Source organism: Microbacterium sp. LCT-H2 (genome assembly GCF_001866135.1).
Classification (GTDB): domain Bacteria; phylum Actinomycetota; class Actinomycetes; order Actinomycetales; family Microbacteriaceae; genus Microbacterium.
Window position 1 is genome coordinate 202623 of sequence record NZ_MODW01000004.1, and the last position, 23534, is coordinate 226156.

At 70.5% G+C, this 23534-nt stretch carries 23 protein-coding genes; 8 read left to right on the forward strand and 15 right to left on the reverse strand.

Annotation, left to right across the window (positions count from 1 at the left end; translation table 11 throughout):
• Window positions 1-3: 3 nt before the first annotated feature.
• On the reverse strand, window positions 4-447 hold the full coding sequence (locus tag BK819_RS11660; protein WP_071329290.1) for a DoxX family protein: 444 nt from the start codon (window positions 445-447) through the stop codon (window positions 4-6).
• 149 nt (window positions 448-596) lie between these two features.
• Here BK819_RS11660 and BK819_RS11665 point away from each other — a divergent pair, with 149 nt between their 5' ends.
• Window positions 597-1439 carry a helix-turn-helix transcriptional regulator gene (locus BK819_RS11665; protein ID WP_071329291.1) on the forward strand — a complete coding sequence of 281 codons (843 nt, stop codon included), beginning with the start codon at window positions 597-599 and terminating at the stop codon, window positions 1437-1439.
• Here BK819_RS11665 and BK819_RS11670 read toward each other — a convergent pair whose 3' ends face one another.
• The 8 genes from BK819_RS11670 to BK819_RS11705 all read right to left on the reverse strand — a co-directional run bounded on the left by BK819_RS11670 (window position 1440) and on the right by BK819_RS11705 (window position 9334).
• Window positions 1440-2300: an alpha/beta fold hydrolase gene (locus BK819_RS11670; RefSeq protein ID WP_083391761.1), complete on the reverse strand. Its 861-nt coding sequence runs from the start codon at window positions 2298-2300 to the stop codon at window positions 1440-1442.
• Window positions 2297-3121: a hypothetical protein gene (locus BK819_RS11675; RefSeq protein WP_071329292.1), complete on the reverse strand. Its 825-nt coding sequence runs from the start codon at window positions 3119-3121 to the stop codon at window positions 2297-2299. The genes BK819_RS11670 and BK819_RS11675 overlap by 4 nt, the downstream gene beginning before the upstream one ends.
• A gap of 84 nt (window positions 3122-3205) precedes the next feature.
• Window positions 3206-3865: a GntR family transcriptional regulator gene (locus BK819_RS11680; protein WP_071329293.1), complete on the reverse strand. Its 660-nt coding sequence runs from the start codon at window positions 3863-3865 to the stop codon at window positions 3206-3208.
• A 47-nt stretch (window positions 3866-3912) separates the two neighbouring features.
• Entirely contained in the window at window positions 3913-4326 is a 414-nt protein-coding gene (locus tag BK819_RS11685) for a heat shock protein transcriptional repressor HspR (protein ID WP_062637270.1), read from the reverse strand.
• 94 nt (window positions 4327-4420) lie between these two features.
• Window positions 4421-5404, reverse strand: coding sequence for a DnaJ C-terminal domain-containing protein (locus BK819_RS11690; RefSeq protein WP_071329294.1), 984 nt, complete (start codon window positions 5402-5404; stop codon window positions 4421-4423).
• A 7-nt stretch (window positions 5405-5411) separates the two neighbouring features.
• Complete coding sequence (locus BK819_RS11695; protein ID WP_071329295.1) at window positions 5412-6056, reverse strand: nucleotide exchange factor GrpE; 645 nt, start codon at window positions 6054-6056, stop codon at window positions 5412-5414.
• A 2-nt stretch (window positions 6057-6058) separates the two neighbouring features.
• On the reverse strand, window positions 6059-7918 hold the full coding sequence (gene dnaK, locus BK819_RS11700) for a molecular chaperone DnaK (RefSeq protein ID WP_071329296.1): 1860 nt from the start codon (window positions 7916-7918) through the stop codon (window positions 6059-6061).
• A 150-nt stretch (window positions 7919-8068) separates the two neighbouring features.
• Entirely contained in the window at window positions 8069-9334 is a 1266-nt protein-coding gene (locus tag BK819_RS11705) for an HNH endonuclease signature motif containing protein (RefSeq protein ID WP_071329297.1), read from the reverse strand.
• Window positions 9335-9684: 350 nt separating this feature from the next.
• Here BK819_RS11705 and BK819_RS11715 point away from each other — a divergent pair, with 350 nt between their 5' ends.
• Entirely contained in the window at window positions 9685-10470 is a 786-nt protein-coding gene (locus tag BK819_RS11715; protein WP_256209457.1) for an HAD family phosphatase, read from the forward strand.
• 24 nt (window positions 10471-10494) lie between these two features.
• On the opposite strand, the gene BK819_RS11720 is transcribed toward BK819_RS11715, so the two are convergent.
• On the reverse strand, window positions 10495-10956 hold the full coding sequence (locus BK819_RS11720; protein ID WP_071329299.1) for a DUF3817 domain-containing protein: 462 nt from the start codon (window positions 10954-10956) through the stop codon (window positions 10495-10497).
• Between the two features lie 84 nt (window positions 10957-11040).
• Between BK819_RS11720 and BK819_RS16385 the strand changes: the two genes are divergently transcribed.
• Window positions 11041-12006, forward strand: coding sequence for a helix-turn-helix transcriptional regulator (locus tag BK819_RS16385; RefSeq protein ID WP_256209458.1), 966 nt, complete (start codon window positions 11041-11043; stop codon window positions 12004-12006).
• Between the two features lie 124 nt (window positions 12007-12130).
• Here the strand turns inward: BK819_RS16385 and BK819_RS11730 are convergent, their stop codons facing one another.
• A complete protein-coding gene (locus BK819_RS11730; protein WP_071329300.1) occupies window positions 12131-13327 on the reverse strand; it encodes an MFS transporter in 1197 nt (398 codons plus the stop codon).
• 249 nt (window positions 13328-13576) lie between these two features.
• Between BK819_RS11730 and BK819_RS11735 the strand changes: the two genes are divergently transcribed.
• On the forward strand, window positions 13577-14449 hold the full coding sequence (locus BK819_RS11735; protein ID WP_071329301.1) for a serine protein kinase RIO: 873 nt from the start codon (window positions 13577-13579) through the stop codon (window positions 14447-14449).
• A 9-nt stretch (window positions 14450-14458) separates the two neighbouring features.
• Here BK819_RS11735 and speB read toward each other — a convergent pair whose 3' ends face one another.
• The 4 genes from speB to BK819_RS11755 are packed head-to-tail and all read right to left on the reverse strand — an operon-like array spanning window position 14459 to window position 20119.
• A complete protein-coding gene (gene speB, locus BK819_RS11740) occupies window positions 14459-15406 on the reverse strand; it encodes an agmatinase (RefSeq protein WP_071329302.1) in 948 nt (315 codons plus the stop codon).
• A gap of 32 nt (window positions 15407-15438) precedes the next feature.
• The gene (locus BK819_RS11745) at window positions 15439-17055 is read right to left on the reverse strand and encodes a thiamine pyrophosphate-binding protein (RefSeq protein WP_071329303.1); all 1617 of its coding nucleotides are present in this window, start codon (window positions 17053-17055) and stop codon (window positions 15439-15441) included.
• Window positions 17056-17065: 10 nt separating this feature from the next.
• A complete protein-coding gene (locus BK819_RS11750; protein WP_071329304.1) occupies window positions 17066-18733 on the reverse strand; it encodes an amidohydrolase in 1668 nt (555 codons plus the stop codon).
• 42 nt (window positions 18734-18775) lie between these two features.
• Window positions 18776-20119, reverse strand: a complete 1344-nt coding sequence (locus tag BK819_RS11755; protein ID WP_071329305.1) for an MFS transporter — start codon at window positions 20117-20119, stop codon at window positions 18776-18778.
• Window positions 20120-20337: 218 nt separating this feature from the next.
• Here BK819_RS11755 and BK819_RS11760 point away from each other — a divergent pair, with 218 nt between their 5' ends.
• The 4 genes from BK819_RS11760 to BK819_RS11770 all read left to right on the forward strand — a co-directional run bounded on the left by BK819_RS11760 (window position 20338) and on the right by BK819_RS11770 (window position 23532).
• Window positions 20338-21234 (forward strand): Lrp/AsnC family transcriptional regulator, encoded by an 897-nt coding sequence (locus BK819_RS11760; protein WP_071329306.1) that lies wholly within the window; start codon window positions 20338-20340, stop codon window positions 21232-21234.
• Between the two features lie 122 nt (window positions 21235-21356).
• Window positions 21357-21503, forward strand: a complete 147-nt coding sequence (locus tag BK819_RS16860; RefSeq protein ID WP_177173833.1) for a hypothetical protein — start codon at window positions 21357-21359, stop codon at window positions 21501-21503.
• Window positions 21504-21566: 63 nt separating this feature from the next.
• Entirely contained in the window at window positions 21567-22055 is a 489-nt protein-coding gene (locus BK819_RS11765; protein ID WP_071329307.1) for a DUF3253 domain-containing protein, read from the forward strand.
• A gap of 70 nt (window positions 22056-22125) precedes the next feature.
• Window positions 22126-23532: an MFS transporter gene (locus tag BK819_RS11770; RefSeq protein ID WP_071329308.1), complete on the forward strand. Its 1407-nt coding sequence runs from the start codon at window positions 22126-22128 to the stop codon at window positions 23530-23532.
• Window positions 23533-23534 lie beyond the last annotated feature (2 nt).

Genomic DNA, 23534 nt, shown 5'->3' on the forward strand with positions numbered 1-23534 from the left:
CGATCAGACGAGCCAGGCCGGCGCGCGCCCGCGCAGGGCGGCGGCGTCGATGGAGTAGCGCCCCGCCCCCGTGAGTGCGAGCGCAAGAGCCGCCGCACCGAGCACGGCGACGAACTCGTAACCGCCGGCCGTCACCCACAGGCCCGCGGGCAGGTGCACGAGCACGAGCGCGACCAGCATGTCGACGGCGAGGAGGACGCTGACCGGACGCGTCAGCAGTCCGAGGATCAGCAGGATCCCGCCGATGAGCTCCAGGAATGCCACGACGGGCGCGGCGATCTCGGCGAGCGGAACCCCGACATCGGCGAAGCTGCCGATGGTATCGGGGATCGTGATCTCGAAGATCTTCTGAGCGCCGTGGGCGGCGAAGATCGCGCCGACGACGATGCGCAGGACGAGGAGTCCGAGCGACGAGGCGGAGGAGGCGGAGGCTGTGGTGTTCGTCATGAGGAGGTTCTTCCTTCGTGGCAGGACACCCGCGCGGGCGCGGAACAGGGCTCTTGCCCTGGCCCCCACGGTAGGAACCGTTCTTTTCCGTCCGCTGAACGCCTCGGCGATGCGGATCCCCGTCCCGCGCGAGGCGGAACAATGGAGGAATGGGGCTGGATTCGGTGAACCGGGCACTCACCAGCATGAGGGTGGTGTCGGCAGAGCCCCTTACGCTCCCCGGCATCGGAGCCACTCTGACGGGCGACGGCGGCCCCGGCCCCGCTGGACGGCAGCTGCTCGTCCTGGCTGGGGCCGACGGACTGCACCTGCTCCGGGACGGTCGCACGATCGCGGTGAGGCCCCATCAGGTCGCTGTCGTCTGTCTCTCCGCCGAGGAGAGCATCGGGTTTCTCGACGCGGAGGCCGCGGGGATCATCTCCTTCGAAAGTCGCGGCCACGTCTATGCACTGCTCGAACGCGAGCTGCCGCGTCTCATCATCGTGGACGAGACGCCGGTGTTGTCCACGGTCACCGGGCTCCTGAAGGATCAGATCGGCAGTGAAGGGTCCCGTGCGGGGCTCTTCCTCAAACTCACGGAGGTCGCGGCGACCGCTGCCGTCCTCGCGTGGATAGCCGCCTCCCCTGCACCGCCGGGGTGGATCGGCGGGATCGCGCATCCACGCATCGGAGCGGTCCTCACCGCCCTGCACCGAGATCCCGCGCGGTCCTGGACCGTCGCGGAGATGGCGGCCCTGGCTCACCTCTCGCGATCCGCCTTCGCAAGGACCTTCCGGGATGTGGTCGGCACGACTCCCTCCGCCCACCTCGCACGCTGGCGCATGGCGCACGCGATGGAGATCCTCGACGAAGCGCCCGACACTCCGCTCAAGGAGATCGCCGAGCGCCTCGGCTACTCGGACGAGTTCGCCCTCAGCACCGCGTTCAAGCGGCGGTTCGGTGTGAGTCCGCGCCACTACGACACGGCGTCGATCGCATCGCAGGCGGGGTGATCACAGCGCACGGCAGAAACCGCTGATGAGGCGGGCCACGGCCGCCGGTTCGGTGACGAGCGCGTCATGTCCCGCGGTCAGCCGCTGCACCTGCCACTCTCCCGGCCGCGCGCGCACGCGCTCCTTCGATGGCGCGACATCGGCGAACGACGGCTCCGTGCAATCGACGTAGAGCCGCGGGATTGAAGGCCCCGCGCCCTCAAGCGGCACCACGTCCGCCCAACTGCTCCACGGGTGCGCGGTGAGGCGACGCCGCAGCCACGCGACGTCGGGTTCACGGAAGACGCCGAACATCTCGGGATCCCGCGGTTTGGGGACGAAGAAGCCCTCTCCGGCCTGAGCGACCACGGTCGGCAGCGCAGCGCGACTCGACGGGGTGAGGACGTCGAGGACCCGCTCCCCGGGGTCGACGACGACGGCATCCAGATACACGGCCCCGCGCAGGCCGCCGGCGATCCGCTCTGCGACCGCCGAGGCATACGCTCCGCCGATGCTGTGGCCGACGAGGACGACGTTCTCGAGCTCCTCCGCCTCGATGCTCGCCACGATGTCGTCGACTCCGTCCTGGAAGGTGATCCCACGTGCGAGGCGATGCGCGCGATCACCGACCCCGGGAAGGGTGGGTGTGAGGATGCGACCACGCCGGACATCGAGACGCTCCACCACACGCCGCCACGCCCAGCCGCCGTGGGAGCCACCGTGGATGAACACCAGATCGGTGCGGGCTCGAGCCGCCGAAGCGGTGGACACCTGTCCGACGCTCGCAGCGGCGACGGCAGCGGAGACACCGAGCGCGGCGCCGAGCACCGTCCGTCGGCTGACCCCGCGGGGCACGGGACCCCCGACCTCAGCGACAGTCATCGCCGGGACTCCGCAGACCGGTCGACGACCGCCCCGAGCGACTGAGGCGGCACCCCCAGCACCTCCGATACCCCGGGAGACAGATAGGCGTCGCGGCCATCGCGGATCGCCGCGAACAGGTTTCGGAGCGCCCCGACCATTCGCGGCGGCAGGTAGTCCGCCACGGAGGCCGCCCACTCCGCCGGCTCCACGTGGACATATCGCAGCGTCCGGCTGGTACGCCGCGCGACGATCTCGACCGCGTCCGCGAACGTGAGCACCTCGGGGCCGGAGAGCTCGACGTGCGTCGGACCCGTGCGGTCGAGGAACAGGCGCGCCGCCACGCGGGCGATGTCGGCCGCGTCGATGAACGGCTCGCCCCCGTCGCCTGTGGGAAGCCGCAGCTCTCCGGTGGCGTCGAGCTGGGCGGCGAAAAGACCGTCGATGAACCCCTGCGAGAACCAGGATGGGCGGAGGAACGTGGAGGCGGCATCCGCCGCGGCGAAGACCCGTTCGGCGCCTACGGCAATCCCGTCACCGCTCACCTCGGGGTTCCGCGCCGTCAGGACCACGACCTGCGGGACACCCGCACGGTCGAGAGTCTCGATGAACGGATGAAGGTCCATCGGCTCCTCGGGCAGGACGACATACACGCCCGCCGCTCCGGACACGACCGGCCCCCAGCTTGCGGGGTCACCCCAGTCGAAGCGCCATTCCGAGCGGCGCGATGCCCGGCGCACCGCTCGCCCGGCATCCTCGAGAAGTGCCGCCACGCGCGAACCGGTCGTACCGGTGGCACCGAGGACGACGATCGGATTCTCTTTCCTGTCCTGTCCCGTCATGTGCTCCATGCTCGCCCCGCCAGGGAGCGCGGCCCATGTCCGCATGCGCACGGAACATGTGCCCGCGTCTTCGCGTCCCGCGACTCAGCGAGAGCCGACTTCGTGGAGCATCCGCTCGCGGGCACCGTCGAGGTGCGCCGAGAGGACGGCGGCGGCCGCGTCGGGAGACCCCGTGCGCATGACATCCAGCAGCTTCACATGGTCGTCCGCGGACTCGTGGAGGTCTTCGTCGTGGTTGATCGTGACCTCGAGCAGGGCCGTGAACGTGGGGAGGTACTGGTTCCAGGCGCCCTCCAGCCGGGGGTGGTCGGCGAGGGCGTAGATCTGCGAGTGGAAGTCGAGGTCGGCCGTGACGAAGGCCGCATGGTCACCCGCGTCCGCGGCTTCGGCCATGCGCTGGACGGCGTCGGCCATCGGCTGCCACCGCTCGTCGTCGTCGACCCGCATCGCCCGCGAGAGGGCGAGCTGCTCCAATGCGCCCCGGAGGCTGTAGAGCTGGTCGACGTCGTCACTCGTGAGGCCCACGATGTAGACGCCGCGCGGGCGCTGCACCTCGACGAGCTTCTCGAAGCTGAGCTGGGTGAGGGCGTCGCGCACGGGACCGCGGCTGACGGCGAACTCCTCGGCGAGGGCCTCTTCGGTGAGCCGGGCCCCCGGCGCGAGCTCCCCTCGGACGATGCGCTGGCGCAGCACGCGCGCGACCTGCGCTCCGAGCGACTCCCCGCGCGTGACGGTCTGCGTCATGGTGACCTCCTGTTAACAGTTGACAGGATACACACCGGGGTGCGCGGTCAGGCTCCGGAGCGCGGACTCCAGAGCACGAGCTCCGTCGAGCGGCGGATGCGGCGGCCGGTCGGCATGGGCACGACACCCGCGGATCCGGCGGCGAACACCCGCACGCCGGGACGGTTCTCGCGCTCGGCGCGGAGGGCGCTCTCCAGCGCGACGACACGGTCGCGCAGCATCCGGTTCTCGTCCTCCAGGTCGAGGAGCCGGGCGATCGCGGGGAGACTGACCCCTTCAGAGGAGAGCTGGGCCACCTCGCGCAGCTGCTCGATGTTGCGGTGCGAATAACGACGGGAGCCGCCGGGCGTCCGTCCCGGCACCACGAGGCCGATCCGGTCGTACTGACGGAGGGTCTGGGGGTGCAGGCCGGAGAGCTTGGCGGCTGCGGCGATCGCGAAGACCGGAGTGTCCGCGTCCATCACGCCTTCCTTCCTGATTTCACGTCAGGCCGCCGCGCCGGGTCAGGCAACTCCCCTCCGGAAGCGCCTGACCCGACGCGAAAGCCTGTGCTCGTCAACGGCGGGCCTTCGCCATGAGCTCGGCCCGCGGATTCTCCTGGGGCTCCAGCTCCTGGAACCTCTCGAGCGCCTCGCGCGCGGCGTCGTCGAGGTGCGTCGGCACCGCGACCTGGAGCTCGGCGAGCAGGTCGCCGGTCCCCTTGGCGGTCGCGACACCGCGACCCTTGACGCGGAGCACGCGACCCGAGGGGGTCCCGGGGGCCACGCGGAGCTTCACCACGTCGCCACCGAGGGTCGGGACCTCGATGGTCGCGCCCAGCGTCGCCTCGGTGAAGGTCACCGGGACCACGAGGCGGAGGTTGAGACCGTCCCGTGTGAAGACCGGGTGCGGACGCACCGTGATCTGCACCACGATGTCTCCGTTCTCCCCACCGTCGGGCGAGGGACGACCACGGCCACGCAACCGGATCTTCTGTCCGTCGGCGACACCCGCGGGGATCTTCACCTTGAACGGCTTGCCGTCCTCGCCCTGCAGGGTGATGGTCTCGCCCTGCACGGCGGTGCTGAAGTCCAGCGTGGTGCGGGCCGTGACGTCGGCGCCGCGCTGCGGGCCGCCGAAGCCACGGAAGCCGCCGCTCGGCTGCCCGAACCGGCCGCCGCCGAACGAGCTGCCCTGGCCCTGGTTGAACATCGCGAAGATGTCCTCGAAGTCGGCGGTCTGGCCGCGCCCCTGCTGTCCGAACCGGCTGAAGACGTCTTCGAACCCGCCGGCGCCCGAGCCGCTCGCCGTGAAGCGAGCGCCCGAGCCCATGGCGCGGATCTCGTCGTACTCCTTGCGCTGCTCGGCGTCGGAGAGCACCGAGTAGGCCTCGCTGATCTCCTTGAACTTGGCCTCGGCCTTCGCATCGCCCTGATTGGAGTCGGGGTGATACTTCCGCGCGAGCTTGCGGTACGTCTTCTTCAGGTCAGCGTCGCTGACGTCCTTCGAGACCCCGAGGGTCTTGTAGAAGTCCTTGTCGAACCAATCCTGGCTGGCCATCGATCACCTACTCCGCAGGGACGGCGACGACGACCTTCGCAGGACGCAGCTCGACCTCGCCGAGGCGGTAGCCCACCTCGACGACCTCGAGCACCGTGGTCTTCGAGGTGCCGGGGGTCGGCTGCTGGAAGATCGCCTCGTGACGCTGGGGGTCGAACTCCTCCCCCTTCTCGCCGTAGGCGACGACGCCGAGCCGCTCCACGACCGCGCGCACCTTCTCGGCGATCACGGCGAAGGGGCTGCCCTCGACCAGATCGCCGTGCTGCTCGGCGCGGGCCAGGTCGTCGAGCACGGGGATGAGGCCCTTGGCGGCCTCGCCCTTCGCGCGCTCGATCTCGATCTGGCGCTGCTCTTCGGTGCGGCGTCGGTAGTTCGCGTACTCGGCCTGCAGGCGCTTGAGGTCGGTCAGCAGGGCGTTCTCGGCGTCGGCGATCGCGGCGTCGCCGGCGGCGGCGTCCGCCGTCTGCGCGGCGCCGAGGATGTCCTCGACCGTCAGCCCTTCCTCCGTCTCGGCAGCGGCGTCGACCGGGGTCTCATCCGAGCCCTCGGCGGCCTTCGCCTCGCGGGAGTCCTGGTTCTGCGGCACGGGGCCGGATGCCTGAGCATCCGACCCCTCCGGAACCTCGTTCTCGTCGAAGTTCTTGTCCGTCATGATTACTTCTTCTCGTCCTCGTCGTCGACGACCTCGGCGTCGATGACGTCCTCCTCGGAGGAGGGGGCGTCACCGGTCGGGGCCTCGCCCTCGGCCGAAGCGCCGGCGTCCGCCTGCGAGGAGGCGTAGATCGCCTCGCCGAGCTTCGACTGGGACTGGTTGAGCTTCTCGAACGCGGTCTTCACGGCCTCGTCGTCGTCGCCGGCCAGTGCCGTCTTGAGCGCATCGACGTCGGCCTTGACCTCGGTCTTCACGTCCTCGGGGAGCTTGTCCTCGTTCTCCGAGATGAGCTTCTCGATGGAGTAGGCGAGGGTCTCGGCCTGGTTGCGGGTCTCCGCAGCCTCGCGACGCGCCTTGTCCTCGGCGGCGTGCTCCTCGGCCTCGCGCACCATGCGCTCGATGTCCTCCTTCGACAGCGACGAGCCGCCGGAGATGACGATCGACTTCTCGGTGCCGGTGCCCTTGTCCTTCGCGGACACGTGGACGATGCCGTTGGCGTCGATGTCGAAGGTGACCTCGATCTGCGGGATGCCACGGGGAGCCGGCGCGATGCCGGTCAGCTCGAAGGTGCCGAGCGGCTTGTTGTCGCGCGTGAAGTCACGCTCGCCCTGGAAGACCTGGATGGCGACGGACGGCTGGTTGTCGTCGGCCGTGGTGAAGGTCTCGCTCCGCTTGGTCGGGATGGCCGTGTTGCGCTCGATGAGCTTGGTCATCATGCCGCCCTTGGTCTCGATGCCGAGGGAGAGCGGGGTGACGTCGATGAGCAGGACGTCCTTGCGCTCGCCCTTGAGGACACCGGCCTGCAGCGCGGCGCCGACGGCGACGACCTCATCCGGGTTCACACCCTTGTTGGCCTCCTTGCCGGTCTCGCGCTTGACGAGCTCGGCGACGGCGGGCATACGGGTCGAACCACCCACGAGGACGATGTGGTCGATGTCGGACACCTTGATGCCGGCCTCGCGGATGACGTCCTCGAAGGGCTTCTTGGTGCGGTCGAGCAGGTCCTTCGTGAGGTCCTCGAACTTGGCGCGGGTCACGGTCTCGGAGAGCGAGACGGGGCCCGAGTCGGTCAGCGACAGGTACGGGAGGTTGATGCTCGTGGACGTGGAGCTGGAGAGCTCCTTCTTCGCCTGCTCCGCGGCCTCCTTGAGGCGCTGCAGGGCGATCTTGTCACCCGAGACATCGACGCCCGTGGTCTCCTTGAACTGCTTGATCAGGTAGTCGACGAGACGCTGGTCCCAGTCGTCTCCACCGAGACGGTTGTCACCGGCGGTGGCGCGCACCTGGATCGTGGAGAAGTCGTCGTCCTTGCCCACCTCGAGGAGGGAGACGTCGAACGTTCCGCCACCGAGGTCGAAGACGAGGATGAGCTCGTCCTCCTTGCCCTTGTCGAGGCCGTAGGCCAGGGCAGCGGCGGTCGGCTCGTTGATGATGCGGAGCACGTTGAGGCCCGCGATCTCACCGGCCTCCTTGGTGGCCTGACGCTCGGCGTCGTTGAAGTACGCCGGAACCGTGATGACGGCGTCGGTCACCGTGTCTCCGAGGTAGGACTCGGCGTCGCGCTTGAGCTTCTGGAGGATGCGCGCGGAGATCTCCTGCGGCGTCCACTTCTTGCCGTCGACGTCGAAGGTCCAGTCGGTGCCCATGTGGCGCTTGACGGAGGCGATCGTCCGGTCGACGTTGGTGACGGCCTGGCGCTTCGCGGTCTCGCCGACGAGCACCTCCCCGTCCTTGGTGAAGGCGACGACCGAAGGGGTCGTGCGGAAGCCCTCGGCGTTGGCGATGACCTTGGGCTCGCCACCCTCGAGGACGCTGACGACGGAGTTGGTGGTTCCGAGGTCGATACCGACAGCACGTGCCATGTGTTCTCTCCTTTGTTGGGAAGTCTGTAGTGGTCTGGAAACCTGCGGCGATCAGGGAAACCTGAGTCGCGATGGCTCAAGTGTACGCCGAGGCCCGAAGGCTGTCAAATGAACTTGATATGAACAGGCTCAAGTTTTCCCGCCCGGCGGTCAGAACGGCGCGTCCGTCGATTCTTCGGTGAAGGTGACGGTGTTCGACGGTGGCGGGCGGTCGATGTAGACCCTCCCCGTCGGACTCGTCCAGGCATAGAGGCCGTCGCCACGCGCCTCGACATGCCAGGCGGACTGATGTTTCAAGACGTGATGGCGACGGCACAGGTGACCGAGATTCGAGGCAGTTGTCTCCCCGCCGAGCGCGGCGTCCCGGTGGTGGTCGATGTCGCATTTGGCGGGCGGGTACCCGCATCCGGGGAAGCGGCATCGCTGATCTCTGGCCCGCAGATGTCGTCGTAGTTCGGCGTTCGGGCGATACCGGTCGACCGCGAGGACCGCGCCCGACACGGGGTGGGTGAGGATGCGATCCCATCCGGAAGCAGCTCCCGCCAACTTCCGCGCCGTGGCGGGGTCGACAGGGGTGCGGCCGTCGAGCTCCGCCTGCGCCGTTCCCCGACCGAGGAGGGTCATGACGGGCACCGTGACCGCGACTGTGGGCACGATGGCGGCCAGGGCACCGCCGCGGTCGTCATGGCCTGCCGGAGCGCCGGTCAGGAGGAGGTCGAGCGCGAGGTCAGCCCTGGACTGCGCGACAGTTCGGAGGTCCGTCGGGTCATCGCCGGCCTGTGCAGTCTTGGCCATGCTGGTCAGCCGATCGAACACGCCGTGCACCAGTTCCGCCGGCCCCAGGAGTCCGAGCTCAGCCATCCCGTCAGGGGCGTCCCGCACCCACACGCGCCGCCGCTCACGGGCGACCTCGTGACGGTCCGCGAGGGGACGTGGCTGAAACTCCTCCGCGACCCGGCGCGCCATTCGCGCAACACGATTCGGCGCCTCGTCCTCGGCGAAGGCGATCATTCGCGCGGAGAACGCGTCGCGGTCCGCCTCGTCCTCGAGGTGCTCCCCCGCCTCCGCGATGACGCGGGCATGCCGGGCGGTGACCTGCCCCGCGCCCCATGCACCCCACAGCCGGGGAAAGCGTTCGACGATCCAGACCGCATCCGCCATCCGCCGCTGCATCGTCCTGTCGCTCGCCCTCAGCGCGGCACCGAACTCCGCCGCGACCGTGCGCACGCTCAGATCCGCGCCGTCCGGATGGTCGGCCTGTGCCGCGACCTCCACGGCGAGGCGCGATCCCAGAGCCAGGATCCCATCCCGCGCAGCCTGCAGACCACTGATCGTCCGCTCGACACCGACGAGCATCTCCGTGAGCGCTCGGAGCGCCTCCACCTGCTCGATCGTCGCGTCCGCCAGTCCTGTCATACCCCGAGTGAAGCAGGGGCCACCGACATTGAAAGCCCAGTTCAGACGCGGTACACGATATACTGGGATGCACTGTGCGCCACGGCGATATCGCTCGGCTTCGGCCTCGGCGCTATCTCGTCGATCCTCGCGGAGGGCGTCTGCGCCGACCGGATCGCCGCACTGCTGCGCATCCGGCGCGCCGAGGTGGAGCGGGAGCACCGGCTCGCCGCCGCGCGACTCGTCGATGTGGAGCGGCGCCTCCACCTCATCGAGAAGGAGAAGCACACGTCGCAGATCGAGATCGTCCAGAAGCCCCTCCCCGCGCCCTCACCACCCCGATCGCCCAGTACCGGACGCTGCCGGACGGGATGGAGGTCGTCGCCGGATACTCCTACTCCGGCCCCGCCGCCGACGGCATCGAGATCATCGAGCTCGCTGCCGAGGAGGACGCCGTCTGCGGGGTGCACCTGGGCTCGATGGAGCGGATCGCGGAGAGCTGGCACGCCATCCACACGGAGGTGGTGGCCGGGAGGCAGGATGGGGGGATGATCCGCGCCGTGCTCTTCGACCTCGACGGGGTCATCCGTCATTTCGACCACGACACCACCCTGGAGGCACGGCACGGGCTCGCGGACGGCGCGATCGCCCGTACCGCCTTCTCCTCCCCGCTGATCGACGAGGTGACCACGGGACTCCTCACCCGCGAGGAATGGATCATCCGCGTCGGAGAGGCCGCAGGGTCGGCCGCCGCGGCGCAGGAATGGGGACGCACGCCGTTCGCCGCCGACCGGGACGTGCTGGCGCTCGTCGACGCGGTGCGGTCTCACGGGACCACCTGCGCCATCCTCACGAACGGCACCGACACCATCGACGAGGAGCTTCGCGACAGCGGCATCGACGCGCACTTCGATCGCGTGTTCAACTCCGCCGACATCGGACACGCCAAGCCGGACGTCCGGGCTTTCCGCCACGTGGTCGCAGCCCTCGACCTCCCTCCGGAGGAGGTCTTCTTCCTCGACGATTCGCCGGGGAAGCTCAGCGGCGCACGAGCGCTGGGCATGACCACGCACCACTTCACGGGAGTCGCCGCGCTGCGGACGGCCCTCCACGTCGCCGGCGTTCCCGGCGCGACGGCACCGACGCCGATCCCTTAGAGCATCACGCCCTTCGGGGTCGGGTCACTTGCCCCCGGGCGGGCCGACCAGCAGCAGGATCACATACAGCGCGACGATGCCCACGACAAGCAGCACCGCGAGCACCCAGGGGCGACGGAGGAACCAGCGCATCAGGCGGTCGTACCAGCGACCGTCGCGCGGGTCGTCGGTGGCGTCGAGCCGCCAGTCGCCCCGGAGTCGACCGGTGCGGTGCAACCAAATCTCCATCGGGATGGTCGCGTACGGCACGACGGCGCTGAGGACGGCGAGCACGCCGACGCCCGGGTGCCACCGCTGGTTGAGCGCGACGAGGACGGCGGTCGCGGCATAGGCGAGGAACACGAACCCGTGGACTCCGCCGCCGACCGTCACCACGACGCCGGGGGCTCCGACGGCGCGAGCGATGATCGCGGCGATGAGGATGGTCCAGGTGATCGCCTCCGCGATCGCGAGGACTCGGTACAGGCGGCCAGGGGTGCGGAACACGGGACTCCTCGGGTGGGGTACCCCTCCAGCGTATCCCGCTTCGAATCGCCCACTTGGCCCCATCCGCCGCCGAAATGGAGCAAGGTGAGCGATTCGAAGGGGAATAGGGGGACGGCGGCCGACGTTGCCGAAGGCATGGTGACGGTGGATGCGGACGCGCTGTCCTCGGTGCTCGGCACGGTGGACCTGCGCGTGGGGATCGCCCGCCGCTTGCGGCTGACCCCCGGAGGACTCCTCCCGCTGCCGTCCAGCCGGATCACCCTCGCCTACGTCGCCGACGGCGCCGTGCACGGGCATCCGCCTCTGGGCACGGGCTGCCGCCTCGACGTGGACCGTTCCTCGCAGCAGCTCACGGTCGAGGAGCCAGGACACCGCGACCGACTCGTGTCCGGCGACGCCTTCCTGCTGCTCCGCGGCGACGCCTTCGCGCTGGAGGCCGACGCCGAGACCGCGCTCCTCCTCGTCGACATCGAGCTCGCGGACACCGCCTCTCCCCTGCCCGCGCTCCTGCCGCCCTTCCTCGCGGTGACCGGATTCGACGCGCTGGAGCCGGCTGCCGCCGCCCTCGCCGAGAACATGGGCGTGGTCGATGCGCCCGCGTGCCCGGTGCGCCAGGGAGACCCGCTGATCTGCCGGATGATGGCGACCACCGTGCTGCTCTCGGTCATCCGGGCGTGGGCGGCCAACGGATGTGCGCCCGCGGGGTGGCCCTCGTTGTCGAAGGATCCCTTCCTCGACCGGGTGGTGGACGCCATCCACGAGCAGCCGGGACGGGACTGGACGGTCGAGCGCCTGGCCGCCGTCGGGGCCATGTCGCGCTCGGCCTTCGCGGAGCGGTTCCGTCTCACCGTGGGTCGCTCCCCCGCCGACTACGTCACGGAGGTGCGGATCGATGCCGCGAAGCGGATGCTCCAGGCCGGGCAGTCGGTGTCGAGCGTCTCGCGCGAGCTCGGCTACGCCTCGGACGAGGGCTTCAGCCGCGCCTTCCGCCGCCGGACGGGCATGACCCCGTCCTCCTGGCGCGCCTCGCACTCCCTCGTTCCGGCCTGATCCCGCGATCTCCCCCCTCCCGGGGCGGGCACGGCTTCGGAGACCGGCGGCGACATGCCGACCCCGGACCCGAGGCTCCCGGGGACGGCGTGTCGTCGGCCAGCTCCGAAGTTGTGCCCGGAGGTCAGGAGCGGGCGCTGCGGCGGTTCGAGAGTCCGAAGAGGACGGCACCGGCGAGGAGCGAGACCGCACCGATCGTGTAGACGAGCTCGATGCTCAGGGTGTCGACGAGGAGTCCGCCCACGCCCGCCGCGAGCGTGATCGCCCCCTGGAACCCGACGACCACGAGGCTCCCCCCGGCCTCCAGGCGGTCCGGCATGCGGTGGCCCACCCAGGTGTTCACGACGATCAGCCACGACGAGAAGAAGAAGCCCCAGAGGAGCACGACCGCGCCGATGCCGATGATGGATCCGGAGAAGAGCACCATCGAGAGCACCGCGGCGGAGATGACGAGCGGCGCGAATACCGCGAAGAAGGCGAAGGAGCGGTCGATCACGAGGCCGATGGAGAGGTTGCCCAGGAGGCCCCCGACACCGAACAGCGCCAGCAGCACGACGATCGTCGAGGCGTCTACGTCCGGGATGCGCTCCAGCGCGAGGCGGACGTAGGTGTAGGCGAGGAAGTGGCCGAGCACGACCAGCACATGTCCGACCATCCCGAGGCCGATGCCCGGACGCCGCACCGTGTCGACGAGCAGACGCAGGCTCGACGCGCGCTCTGCCGGGACGGTCGGCAACGCCCACCGCAGGGCCACGGCCAGCACCACCATGAGCACTCCCGCGATCGCGAACACGGCGCGCCAGTCGACGACCTCGCTCAGCATGACCCCGAGCGGGACGCCGGCGACCGTGGCGAGCGAGACGCCCGCGGAGGTGAACATCACCCCGCGACCGAGGTGCTCCGGCCCCGCGAGCCGCGCGGCGACCGTGATCGACATCGTCCAGTAGGCGCTGAGCGCCGCTCCCAGCAGGAACCGCGCCAGCAGCACGACGACGAGGTTCGGCGCGATGGCGACCACGAGGTTCGACACGGCGGCGGCGAGCGCCATCCACACCAACAGCGACCGACGGTCCAGACGGGGGAACACGAGGCCGACGGTCGGGGCGACGAAGAGCCCGACGAGCGCGGTGACGGTGACGGTCTGCCCGGCCTGGCCGGGGGTCACCCCGAGGCCGTCCGCCATCTCGGTGAGCACTCCGTTGGGGAGGAACTCGGCGGTCACCAGCAGGAAGCCCATCACCATGAGGGCGATGAGTCCGCCGTAGCGGATGCGGTCACCGCGGCTGGTCGGCAGGGTCGGGACGGGGGCGGTCGTGGTCATGCTTCCAGACTCGCAACGGGGACCGGCCTGCGCCCGACCGGTCGTCCGCCGCATCCGACCGATCGTCCGACCCTGGACAACCCCCGAGGCACCCCCTAGGCTCGACGACGCACCGGGATCCGCCCGGGAAGCCCGAGCGAAGGAGGCGATGAGATGAACGCTGTCGTCGTCGCGCCTATCGCCGACCACCTTCCCTTCGAGGCCACCCGCTCCTGATCGCCGCGTGGCCTCCCTTCCCGGAGCCACACCGTGACCGAATCCCCCGCTTCCTCGGAAGCCGCGTCCTTCGACGCCACCTCCTTCGACTCCCTCGAGACCGCCCTCTCCTTCGCCGAGGTCGAGCCCGGCGCCAACCAGCGCTGGACGACCTGGCCCTCGTCCACCCCCACCGAGCGGGGGCCGGACCCCCGCCCCGCCTGGGTGGTGACCTCCGCCGGCGCCCTGGACACCGAGCTCGGCATCCTGAAGACCGGCAAGGAGGCCGACGTGTTCCTGCTGGAGCGCGCCGTGCCCGACGACCCGACGCAGCGCACCCTCCTCGCCGCCAAGCGCTACCGCGGCATCGAGAACCGGAGCTTCCAGCGCTCCGCCGTCTACACCGAGGGACGCAGCACGCGGAACACCCGCGACACGCGCGCCCTCGCCAAGAAGACCGCCCACGGACGGGAGGTCGCCGCAGCCCAGTGGTCGCTCGCGGAGTTCGAGGCCCTGTGCCGGATGTGGGAGCGCGGTGCCCCGGTCCCCTATCCCGTGCAGGTCAGCGGCACCGAGGTGCTCATGGAATTCCTCGGCGACGAACGGGGCATCGCGGCACCCCGGCTCGCCCAGGTGCGCGGGTCGAACGCCGAGATGCAGGAGTACTTCACGCAGGTGGTCGACCTCATGCGGGTCTTCGCCGTCGCGGGCTTCGCGCACGGCGACCTCTCCGCCTACAACCTCCTCGTGCACGAGGGGCGTGTGCGGGTGATCGACCTGCCGCAGATCGTCGACGTGATCGCGAATCCGCAGGGCCTCGACCTCCTGCACCGCGACTGCGTCAACGTGTGCGACTGGTTCGCACGGCGACGGGTGGAGTGCGACGCCGAGGCCCTGTTCGCCGACCTCCTCGGGACCCTGTTCTGACCCCCGGGGTCAGGAGGCGAGTCGGGCGGCGAGAAGGGTGACCAGCTCGTACACGACGTGGCTCGCGGCGATCCCGGTCATCTGGGCGTGATCGTACGCGGGCGACACCTCCACGACGTCGGCGCCGACGATGTCCCGGTCACGCAGCGCCCGGAGGATGCGCAGCAGCTCGCGGCTCGTGAGCCCTCCGGCCTCGGGGGTCCCGGTGCCGGGCGCGTGCGCGGGGTCGAGCACGTCGATGTCGATCGAGACGTACAGCGGCTTGTCGCCGATGCGGGTGAGGATGCGGTCGATCGCGGCCTCCACCCCGTGCTCCTCGATGTACTCGCTGGAGACGATGGAGAAGCCGAGGCGCTCGTCGTCCTCGAGGTCCTGCTTCGAGTACAGGGGTCCGCGGGTGCCGACGTGGCAACTCGCGGTGAGGTCGATCAGCCCCTCCTCGCTCGCGCGGCGGAAGGGGGTGCCGTGCGTGATGGGGGCCCCGAAGTAGGTGTCCCACGTGTCCAGGTGGGCGTCGAAGTGGAGGACCGCGACGGGTCCGTGCTTCACGGCCACCGCCCGCAGCAGGGGAAGGGCCACGGTGTGGTCGCCGCCGATCGTGACGAGGCGCTGCACCTGCTCACCGAGCGCCAGCGCCGCGCGCTCGACCTCGGTCACGGCCTCGGTGAGGTCGAACGGGTTCACCGGGATGTCCCCCGCATCCACCACCTGGGCGAGCTGGAACGGCGACACGTCCTGTGCGGGGTTGTAGGGCCGGAGCAGCCGGGACGACTCCCGCACGTGCGACGGGCCGAAGCGGGTGCCGGGGCGGTAGCTCACGCCGGAGTCGAACGGGATGCCGACCACCGCGATGTCGGCGCGCGGCACGTCCTCGATGCGGGGCAGGCGGGCGAAGGTGGCGATGCCGGAGTACCGCGGGTTCACGGAGGCGTCGACGGGGCCGATGTTGTCGGTCATTTCTCGTTCCTGTTCGTCGGGAGATGTGGGTCTCAGAGGGCGTGCTGCGGGATGTGCACGAGCTGCACCCCGCCGTCGGCGATGGCCGCGCGGATGCTGGGAGCGATGTCAGCACGCGATGCCACCCGTCGCCCGGTCGCCCCGAAGGCGGTGGCGAGCGCGGCCCAGTCCGGCTGCACGAGGTCGACGCCGACCGGGGTCATGCCCCGGTCGAGCTCATTCTGGCGAATCTCCGCGTACCCGCCGTTGTCGACGCACACCACGGTGACGTCGAGACGCTGCTCGACGGCGGTGACGAGCTCGTTCACGCAGAACATCAGAGCGCCGTCGCCGATGACGGTGACGACCGGGCGTTCCGTCTGCGCGACGGCCGCGCCGATCGCGGCGGGGAGGCCATAGCCGAGCGTGGCGTAGGTCGGCGTGTAGAGGAGGGAGTGCGGCTGCTCCTGCCGCAGCACGCTGCCGAGCGCCATGTACACGATCTGGGAGGAGTCGCCCGCCACGATCGCGTCGGCAGGGAGGGCGTCGGCGATGATCTCGGCCAGCGCGACGGTGTCCGGCGCGGTCTCCCGCGACTCGGCCTCGATCGCAGCCCGCTCGGCCGTGAGGTCACGGGCGGGCCGTGCGGGGTCCGGCAGCAGCGGCAGGAGGGCGTCGGTCACGGCGGCGGCGTCTCCGGTGAGGCCGACCGTCGCGGTGAGGTTCTTGTCCTGCTGCTCCGGAGAGATGTCGACGCGGATCACGGCGCCGCGCGCCTCGAGCCGGGGAGCCCAGAGCTCCGCCTCGCCCAGCTTCGAGCCGACCACGAGCAGCACGTCGGCGTCTTCGGCCACGGCCCGTGCGGCGGCGAGGCGCAGGTTCGAGCCGAGGGACAGCGGGTGCCGTTCGTCGAGCACCGCCTTGCCGTTCAGGCTTGTGAGCACCGGAGCCCCGAGCCGCTCGGCCACGGCGACGAGCTGGTGCGCGGCGTCCACCGCACCCCCACCGGCCACGATCACCGGGCGGCGGGCGGCGGACAGCAGCCGGGCGGCCTCGGCGAGCGCGATCGGATCCCCGGAGACGCGGTCGGGCATCGGGCGCGGTTTCCGGTCCTCCGCGGGCACGGCGGCGGGCGCCTCCAGCACGTCGAGCGGGATCTCGATGTGCACGGGGCGGGGACGGCCGGTGCGGAAGAGGTGGAACGCGTCGTGCACGGCCTGCACCGCCTCCGCCGCGGTCGACACCCGTCGCGACCACTCCGCGATCGCGCCGACCATGGCTGTCGCGTCCTTGGTCTCGTGCAGCGTGCCGACGTCGGCGAACTCCGCCCCGAGCGGCACGCCGGGCGAGAGGACGATGAGCGGCCGAGACTCGCAGAACGCGGTGCCGATCGCGCTCATCGCGTTCTGCAGGCCCGGGCCTGAGGTCGTGATCACCACGCCGGGGAGCCCGGTCTGCTGCGCCCATCCGTCCGCGCCGTACCCCGACCCCTGCTCGTGGCGGTTGGTCACGGCGCGGATGCCGAGGTCGGCGAGGGGCCGGTAGAACTCCAGGTTGTGCGTGCCGGGGATGCCGAAGACGGCGGTCACCCCGTAGGCGCGGATGGTCTCCAGGACCGCACGGCCCGCGGTGTCGGCGTACCGGTCGTCTCCGATGGTGTCGGTGCTCATCGTGTCATCCTCACATCGCGTGCCGACGGACGCCGTCGACCCAGGTCTCGCGCACCTGGATCGCCGCGATCTCCTCGGCCGGCACCGCGAGCGGATCGTCCGAGAGCACCGCGAAGTCGGCGTACTTGCCTGGCTCCAGGGAGCCGAGGTCGTCCTCGCGGCCGATCGAGACCGCACCCTCGATCGTGTGCGCCCGCAGCGCCGCGGTCGCGGAGATGCGCAGGTCGTCCGGGCCGAGCCGGTGTCCGCGACGGGTGACCCGGGTGACCGCGGTCTGGATCGCCTCCAGCGGGATGGGCTCGGCGACCGGGGCGTCGGAGGAGATCGTCATGGGCACGCCCGCACGCTCGAACTCCCCGAGCGGGTTGAATCGCTCACCGGGGGTGCCGATGGCCTCTTCCACGCCCTCGCCCCAGTTGAAGTAGTGCTGCGTCTGGTTCACGGGACGGATGCCGGCGGCCGCCATCCGCTCGATCTGCGCGGGGGTCGGCAGGCCGCAGTGCTCGATGCGGTGCCGGGCATCCGCGTCCGGACGCTCCGCGAGTGCCGCCTCGATCGCCGACACGACCATCTCGATCGCGGTGGGCGACTGGGCGTGGGTCGCGGTCTGGAGTCCGGCCGCGTGCGCCGTGCGGATGAGCTCCGCGTAGTCGGCGGGCTCGTGGTAGAGCTGGCCGGTGCGGCAGGGGTCGCCGACGTAGCCGTCCGGGAAGTACGCGGTCCAGCCCCCGAGAGTGCCGTCGGCGTAGAACTTGATGCCGGCGAAGCTCAGGTGGGCGTTGCCGAACTGCCCGACCAGTCCCATCTCCAGCGCCTCGTCGAGCAGGTGCGACAGCAGGTACATCGACACGCGCAGCTCCAGCCGCCCGGCCTCGGCCAGCCGCAGGTACATGTCGAACTCGCGACGCGTGACCTGGCAGTCGCCGATGGAGGTGACCCCGCCCGCGAGGAACCGCTGCGTCGCCGCGTCGAGCTGGCGCAGGTGCTCCTCCGGCTCGTCCGCGAGGTGGAAGTTCGGACCGTGGTGGCCGATCTTCACCCCGTGGACGCCGGTGAGGATGTTGCACGCCGCGTCGGACAGTTCGCCGGTGAGCTCGCCGTCGGCGTCGCGGAAGAACTCGCCGCCGTCCGGGTTCGGGGTGTCCCGGTCCACGCCGTTGAGCTCCAGCGTGTACGAGTTCACCACCCCGCCGTGGCCGGAGGCGTTCATGAGGTACACCTCGCGGTCGGCGGCCACCTCGTCGAGCTCGAAGCGGGTGGGGTGCCGCTTCTCAGCGAGGTTGCGCTGCTCGTAGCCGTAGCCGCGCACCGGACGGCCGGCGGGGAGTTCGGCAGCCGCGGCCTTCAGCAGCGCCACGATCTCCGGGATGCTCCCCGCCTTCTCCGGACCGCAGTCCACCCAGGTCATCATCTGCCCGAACATCAGCGGATGCGCATGCGCGTCCACGAAGCCGGGGACGACCACCGCCTCGCCCAGATCGACGCGTTCCGGGGTGAGTCCGGCCCGCGCCGCCACGTCCTCGCACGCCGCCGCCGTGCCGAGGGCGACGATGCGCCCCCGGTCGGTCAGCATCGCGGTGACGGTGGTGTCCGCCGGGTCCGCCGTGTGGATGGCTCGTGCGGTGACGAGGACGGGAGCGGCCTGGGCCGAGCGGTCGAAGGGGGTGAGCTTTCTCATGATGCCTGTTCGCGGTGGTGTCGTGCGGAGGAAGAGTGCCGGTCAGGGCAGGCGGTTCGCCGTGGTGTCGGTCCGGGCGGTGAACGACGCCGTGACCGGGGCCTCGTCGGAGTGCTGCGGCGCGAGACGCGTGCAGATCCCGGCGATGACGGCCATGCCCACGAACATCGCGATGACCGACCAGACGCTGCCGGTCCAGGCGATGAGCTGCGTCGCGAACCAGGGCGAGAAGCCGGCCCAGACGGCGGCGCCGACGCCGTACGACAGCGCGATGGAGGTGTAGCGGGCCTGCGGACGGAACATCTGGGCCAGGATCGCCGCGATCGGGGCGTAGGTCGCGCTCATCGCGATGCGCACGAGCGAGGCGAAGAGGAAGATCAGCGGCTCCACGCGGCCCGGCATCAGCAGCAGGAAGGGCGCGAAGGTCAGCACCGAGGTGATCAGGCCGATGTACATCACGTTCTTCCGGCCCCACTTGTCACCCAGCCAGGCGACCGGCAGCGTCACGACGAACTCCACGAAGGAGGCCAGGGTCATCGCGTCGAGGATGACCTGCTCGCTGATAGCGATGGGCTCGCCGGTCGCGTACGCGGTGGCGAAGGTGGTGGCCAGGTAGTAGCCGCCGGTGGAGATGGGCAGGATGCCGATGCCGAGGAGGATCGGCTTCCAGTTCACTCGGAGGGCGAAGGCGAGCGGCATGGACTGCTTGCGACCTTCGATCTTCTCCTCGAAGACCGGCGACTCCTCGACGCGATACCGGACCCACAGACCGACGCCGATCAGCACGATCGACAGCAGGAACGGGATGCGCCAGCCGCCGTCGATGATGAACGTGTCGCCGCCGCGGGCCATGATCGCGAAGATGCCGGAGGCGAGGAGGGCGCCGGCCGGGTTGCCGAGCTGGGTGAAGCCGCCGTAGAACGTCTTCGACTTCTCGGGAGCATGCTCGACGCTCATGAGCACCGCGCCGCCCCATTCGCCGCCGACCGCGAGGCCCTGGATGGCGCGGAGCAGGATGAGGAGGATCGGGGCGAGGATGCCGATGTTCTCGTAGGTCGGGAGGCAGCCGACGAGGACGGTCGCGGCCCCCATCAGCAGCAGCGTGATGACGAGCGAGACACGCCGGCCGAGCTTGTCGCCGATGTGGCCGAAGACGATGCCACCGAGGGGGCGGACGAGGAAGGCGACCGCGAACGTCGCGAAGGCCGCGGCGGTCTCGGCCAGACGGTCACCGCTCGGGAAGAACAGCGGGCCGAACACGAGGGCGGCGGCCGTGGCGTAGACGTAGAAGTCGTACCACTCGATGGTGGTGCCGACGAAGGCGGCGAAGCCGGCGCGGCGCGCGCGGCTGTGGACGCCGCTTCGGGGGGTGGGGGTAGTGGTCATGGACCCGCTCCTTCGCGGATGGTGTCGGATAGCGAAGGATGCTACGGACGTGAAGCATCACGGACAAGGGCAGAACTCCAGCGATACGCAGCATTCACTGGATTTATGTCGTTCCTGCCGCGCACTCCGGGCCTTCCGCTCGGTCGAACAGCGCTCTACGCTGAGATTTTGCGGGTGCGGGCGTGCATCGCGGGGAAATCGACGGAATCGGGTGCGACATGGACTTCGATGCGGAACTCATCCGGGCACTGCAGGAGGACGGCCGCGCCAGCATCCGCTCCCTCGCCGAGCGCGTCGGCCAGTCCCGGGCCGTCGTGGCGGCTCGTCTGCGCACCCTGCTCGCCGACCGCACGGTGCGGGTGGTCGCGGCCGTCGACCCCGTGTTCCTCGGCCAGCACGTGCTCGCCCACGTGTCGATCCGGACCGACGGCGCCGTCGAGGTGGTCGCGGAGCGCCTGCGCGACATGTCCGAGACCGTGCTGGTGTCGGCGGTCGGCGGCGCCCACGACATCGTGACGGAGGTGCGGGTGGGGTCGATGTCGGAGCTCCACGATCTGCTCGCGCGCATTCGCGGGAGCGCCGGCGTGCTCGACATCAACACGATCATCTACTCGACCGTGATCAAGGGCTTCTTCGTCTCGGAGTATCACGGGGGCGTGACCCTCGACGGCATCGACGAGGCCCTCATCGAGCACCTGCAATCCGACGGGCGGATGAGCTTCCGTGCCCTCGGCGAGCAGGTGCGGCTCTCCCCCAGCGCGGTCGCCACCCGGGTGCAGCGGCTCATCGATGCCGGTGTCATCAAGATCAGCGCCGTGGAGGCTCGAGGGCTCGCGCACCGGCAGCTCTCCATGGGCGTGGGCATGACCCTCGGAGACGACGACGAGGCCGTGATCGACGAGTTGCGGCGCGGGCGCGGAGTCGACTTCGCGGCGCGGACCCTCGGGCGGTTCGACGCCGTCGCGACCCTCGTGGAGCCCTCCGCCGGAGCCCTGTACGCGAGTCTCGAGCGGCTGCGCGCGCTCCCCGGAGTGACCCGGATCGAGGCGTGGCTGCATCTCGCGGTGCTCAAGGAGGACTACGCCCGCACCCTCCGCCCCCTCCGCACCGACTGACCCCCCTCCCGTCCGGCCCGTCCCGTCCGCCGCGTGGCGGGACCAAAAGCGCGCCTCCGTCGCCGACTTCCGGCACGTTTCTGCACTCGCACCGGGAGGGGTTCTCGGTGCGGGATGCAAAAGTGGCCTCGGAAGCCGCGTGGAGGAGCGTTTTCGATCCCGCGCCCGGCCGCGGCCGTCGGATCACGGCGGGCGAGTGGGACGAGCCGGAGTCGCTCGCGGTGCCGGACTGGACGGGGCTCGTCGACGCCGACCTCCTCTACCGCTGACCGGCAGCCGCGCGGACGTCAAGGGGATGGCGGCACGGGCGGCCGGCGCGCAGGATGGCCGGTATGACGGACGACGGCCCCGCGCCCACCGCGGACGGACACCACATCGTCGTGAACGGCCGGCGGTGGCGCGCCACCGATCCGTCGATCCCCGAGAACCTGCGGCAGGAGCTCGTCGACGAGCTCATGGCCGCACGGCGCGCGGTCAAGGCGGCCGAGCCCGACGCCCGCCGTCGCGTGCAGGATGCGAAGACCGCCCTCGGCGAGCGGGGTGCCCCATGGTGGGAGGAGCCCTCCGCGGCGCAGGCCGAGGAGCGGATCGCCGCGACGATGCGTGCCCTCACCCGGAAACGCGCGGACTCGTCGATCTGCCCGAGCGATGTCGCCCGCGCTATCGGCGGCGAGGAGTGGCGCGACCGGATGCCCGACGTGCGCCGTGTCGCGGCCGACCTGGCCTCCCGCGAGGTGGTCGTGGTCACACAGAAGGGCGAGCGGGTGAGCATCGCCGACGCCCGGGGCCCCGTCCGGATCCGCCGCGGCCCCGCCCTCTGAACGCCCCGGTCGCCCGACGCCGACGGCGCGCCGTCACCGGGCGTTCACCGTCCGCGGCCAGACTTCGACCATGACCTCACCCGATCCCGCGGCGGGCGCCCCCGAGCCCGTGGCGACAGCGAACAGCGGCGCCGTGGCCGTCGTCGGCCTCGATCTGCGCGGAGACACCCCCGCGCCTCGGAAGCAGGTGTACTCCTGGGCGCTGTGGGATTGGGCGACGCAGCCGTTCAACACCGTCATCCTCACGTTCGTCTTCACCGCGCTGTACCTCGTCAGCGCCTCGTTCCTGCCGCCGGAGATCGTCGCCCTCGACCCGAGCGACCCGGTCCGCGTCGCCGCGGAGGCCGACCTCGCCTCCGGTCTCGGACTGGGTTCGACGATCGCCGCCCTCGGCATCCTCCTGCTCGCCCCCGTCCTCGGTCAGCGCGCGGACGCCGCCGGGCGGCAGAAGCTCTGGCTGGGCATCGGCACCGGCGCTCTCATCCTCTGCATGCTGGGACTGTGGTTCGTCGAGCCGCAGCCGGCCCTGTTCTGGCTCGGCGTCGCGCTGATCTCCGCGGGTTCCGTGTTCGGCGAGATCGCCGCGGTGAACTCCAACGCCATGCTCATCGGCATCGCGAACCCGAAGAACGTCGGCCGCATCTCCGGACTCGGCTGGGGCTTCGGCTACCTCGGCGGCATCATCGCCCTCGTCATCGTCGTCCTGCTCGACACCTTCGACTGGTTCGGCATGTCCACCGACAACGGCCTCGCGTACCGGCTCATCGCCGTGGGGTGCGCGGTCTGGGCGATCGTCTTCAGCATCCCGATCTTCCTCAACGTGCCGGAGCCGTCGCTCGGGCGGCCGGAGCGCAAGGTGGGATTCTTCCGCTCCTACGTCCTCCTCGTGCAGGACGTGATCGGTCTCTACCGCGACCCGCAGACCCGGTCGACGTTCTGGTACCTGCTCGCCAGCGCCGTATTCCGCGACGGCCTCGGCGGGGTCTTCGCGTTCGGCGCCATCATCGGCACCGCCGTGTTCCGGTTCGGCACCCAGGACATCATCGTCTTCGGCATCGCCGCGAACCTCGTCGCCGGCGTCTCGACCATCATCGCGGGACGCCTCGACGACCGCCTCGGCCCCAAGCGGATCATCCTCGGGTCGATCGGATCGATGATCGTCGCAGGCCTCGCCGTGTTCCTGCTCCGCGACGCCGGGTCCCTCGTGTTCTGGATCGGCGGCCTCGTGCTCTGCGCCTTCGTCGGCCCGGCGCAGGCGGCGGCGCGCTCCTTCCTCGCCCGCGTCACCCCGGCCGGCCGGGAAGGCGAGATCTTCGGTCTCTACGCCACGACGGGAAGGGCCGCGAGCTGGATGGCCTCGGCCGCCTGGACCGTGCTCATCGTCGCGACGAGCCAGACCGCCTACGGGATCCTCGGCATCGTCATCGTGCTCATCCTCGGGTTCCTCCTCCTGCTCCCGGTGAAGGCGCCGCGCTGAGC

Bases quoted from the DNA above. Each gene is read 5' to 3' on its own strand.
- BK819_RS11660 (WP_071329290.1), bottom strand. From the start codon at position 447: ATGACGAACACCACAGCCTCCGCCTCCTCCGCCTCGTCGCTCGGACTC.
- BK819_RS11705 (WP_071329297.1), bottom strand. From the start codon at position 9,334: ATGACAGGACTGGCGGACGCGACGATCGAGCAGGTGGAGGCGCTCCGA.
- BK819_RS11745 (WP_071329303.1), bottom strand. From the start codon at position 17,055: ATGAGCACCGACACCATCGGAGACGACCGGTACGCCGACACCGCGGGC.
- BK819_RS11685 (WP_062637270.1), bottom strand. From the start codon at position 4,326: ATGGACGCGGACACTCCGGTCTTCGCGATCGCCGCAGCCGCCAAGCTC.
- BK819_RS11670 (WP_083391761.1), bottom strand. From the start codon at position 2,300: ATGACTGTCGCTGAGGTCGGGGGTCCCGTGCCCCGCGGGGTCAGCCGA.
- BK819_RS11690 (WP_071329294.1), bottom strand. From the start codon at position 5,404: ATGGCCAGCCAGGATTGGTTCGACAAGGACTTCTACAAGACCCTCGGG.
- speB (WP_071329302.1), bottom strand. From the start codon at position 15,406: ATGACCGACAACATCGGCCCCGTCGACGCCTCCGTGAACCCGCGGTAC.
- BK819_RS11680 (WP_071329293.1), bottom strand. From the start codon at position 3,865: ATGACGCAGACCGTCACGCGCGGGGAGTCGCTCGGAGCGCAGGTCGCG.
- BK819_RS11750 (WP_071329304.1), bottom strand. From the start codon at position 18,733: ATGAGAAAGCTCACCCCCTTCGACCGCTCGGCCCAGGCCGCTCCCGTC.
- dnaK (WP_071329296.1), bottom strand. From the start codon at position 7,918: ATGGCACGTGCTGTCGGTATCGACCTCGGAACCACCAACTCCGTCGTC.
- BK819_RS11760 (WP_071329306.1), top strand. From the start codon at position 20,338: ATGGACTTCGATGCGGAACTCATCCGGGCACTGCAGGAGGACGGCCGC.
- BK819_RS11765 (WP_071329307.1), top strand. From the start codon at position 21,567: ATGACGGACGACGGCCCCGCGCCCACCGCGGACGGACACCACATCGTC.
- BK819_RS11730 (WP_071329300.1), bottom strand. From the start codon at position 13,327: ATGACCACGACCGCCCCCGTCCCGACCCTGCCGACCAGCCGCGGTGAC.
- BK819_RS11665 (WP_071329291.1), top strand. From the start codon at position 597: ATGGGGCTGGATTCGGTGAACCGGGCACTCACCAGCATGAGGGTGGTG.
- BK819_RS11695 (WP_071329295.1), bottom strand. From the start codon at position 6,056: ATGACGGACAAGAACTTCGACGAGAACGAGGTTCCGGAGGGGTCGGAT.
- BK819_RS11770 (WP_071329308.1), top strand. From the start codon at position 22,126: ATGACCTCACCCGATCCCGCGGCGGGCGCCCCCGAGCCCGTGGCGACA.
- BK819_RS11715 (WP_256209457.1), top strand. From the start codon at position 9,685: ATGGAGGTCGTCGCCGGATACTCCTACTCCGGCCCCGCCGCCGACGGC.
- BK819_RS11755 (WP_071329305.1), bottom strand. From the start codon at position 20,119: ATGACCACTACCCCCACCCCCCGAAGCGGCGTCCACAGCCGCGCGCGC.
- BK819_RS11675 (WP_071329292.1), bottom strand. From the start codon at position 3,121: ATGACGGGACAGGACAGGAAAGAGAATCCGATCGTCGTCCTCGGTGCC.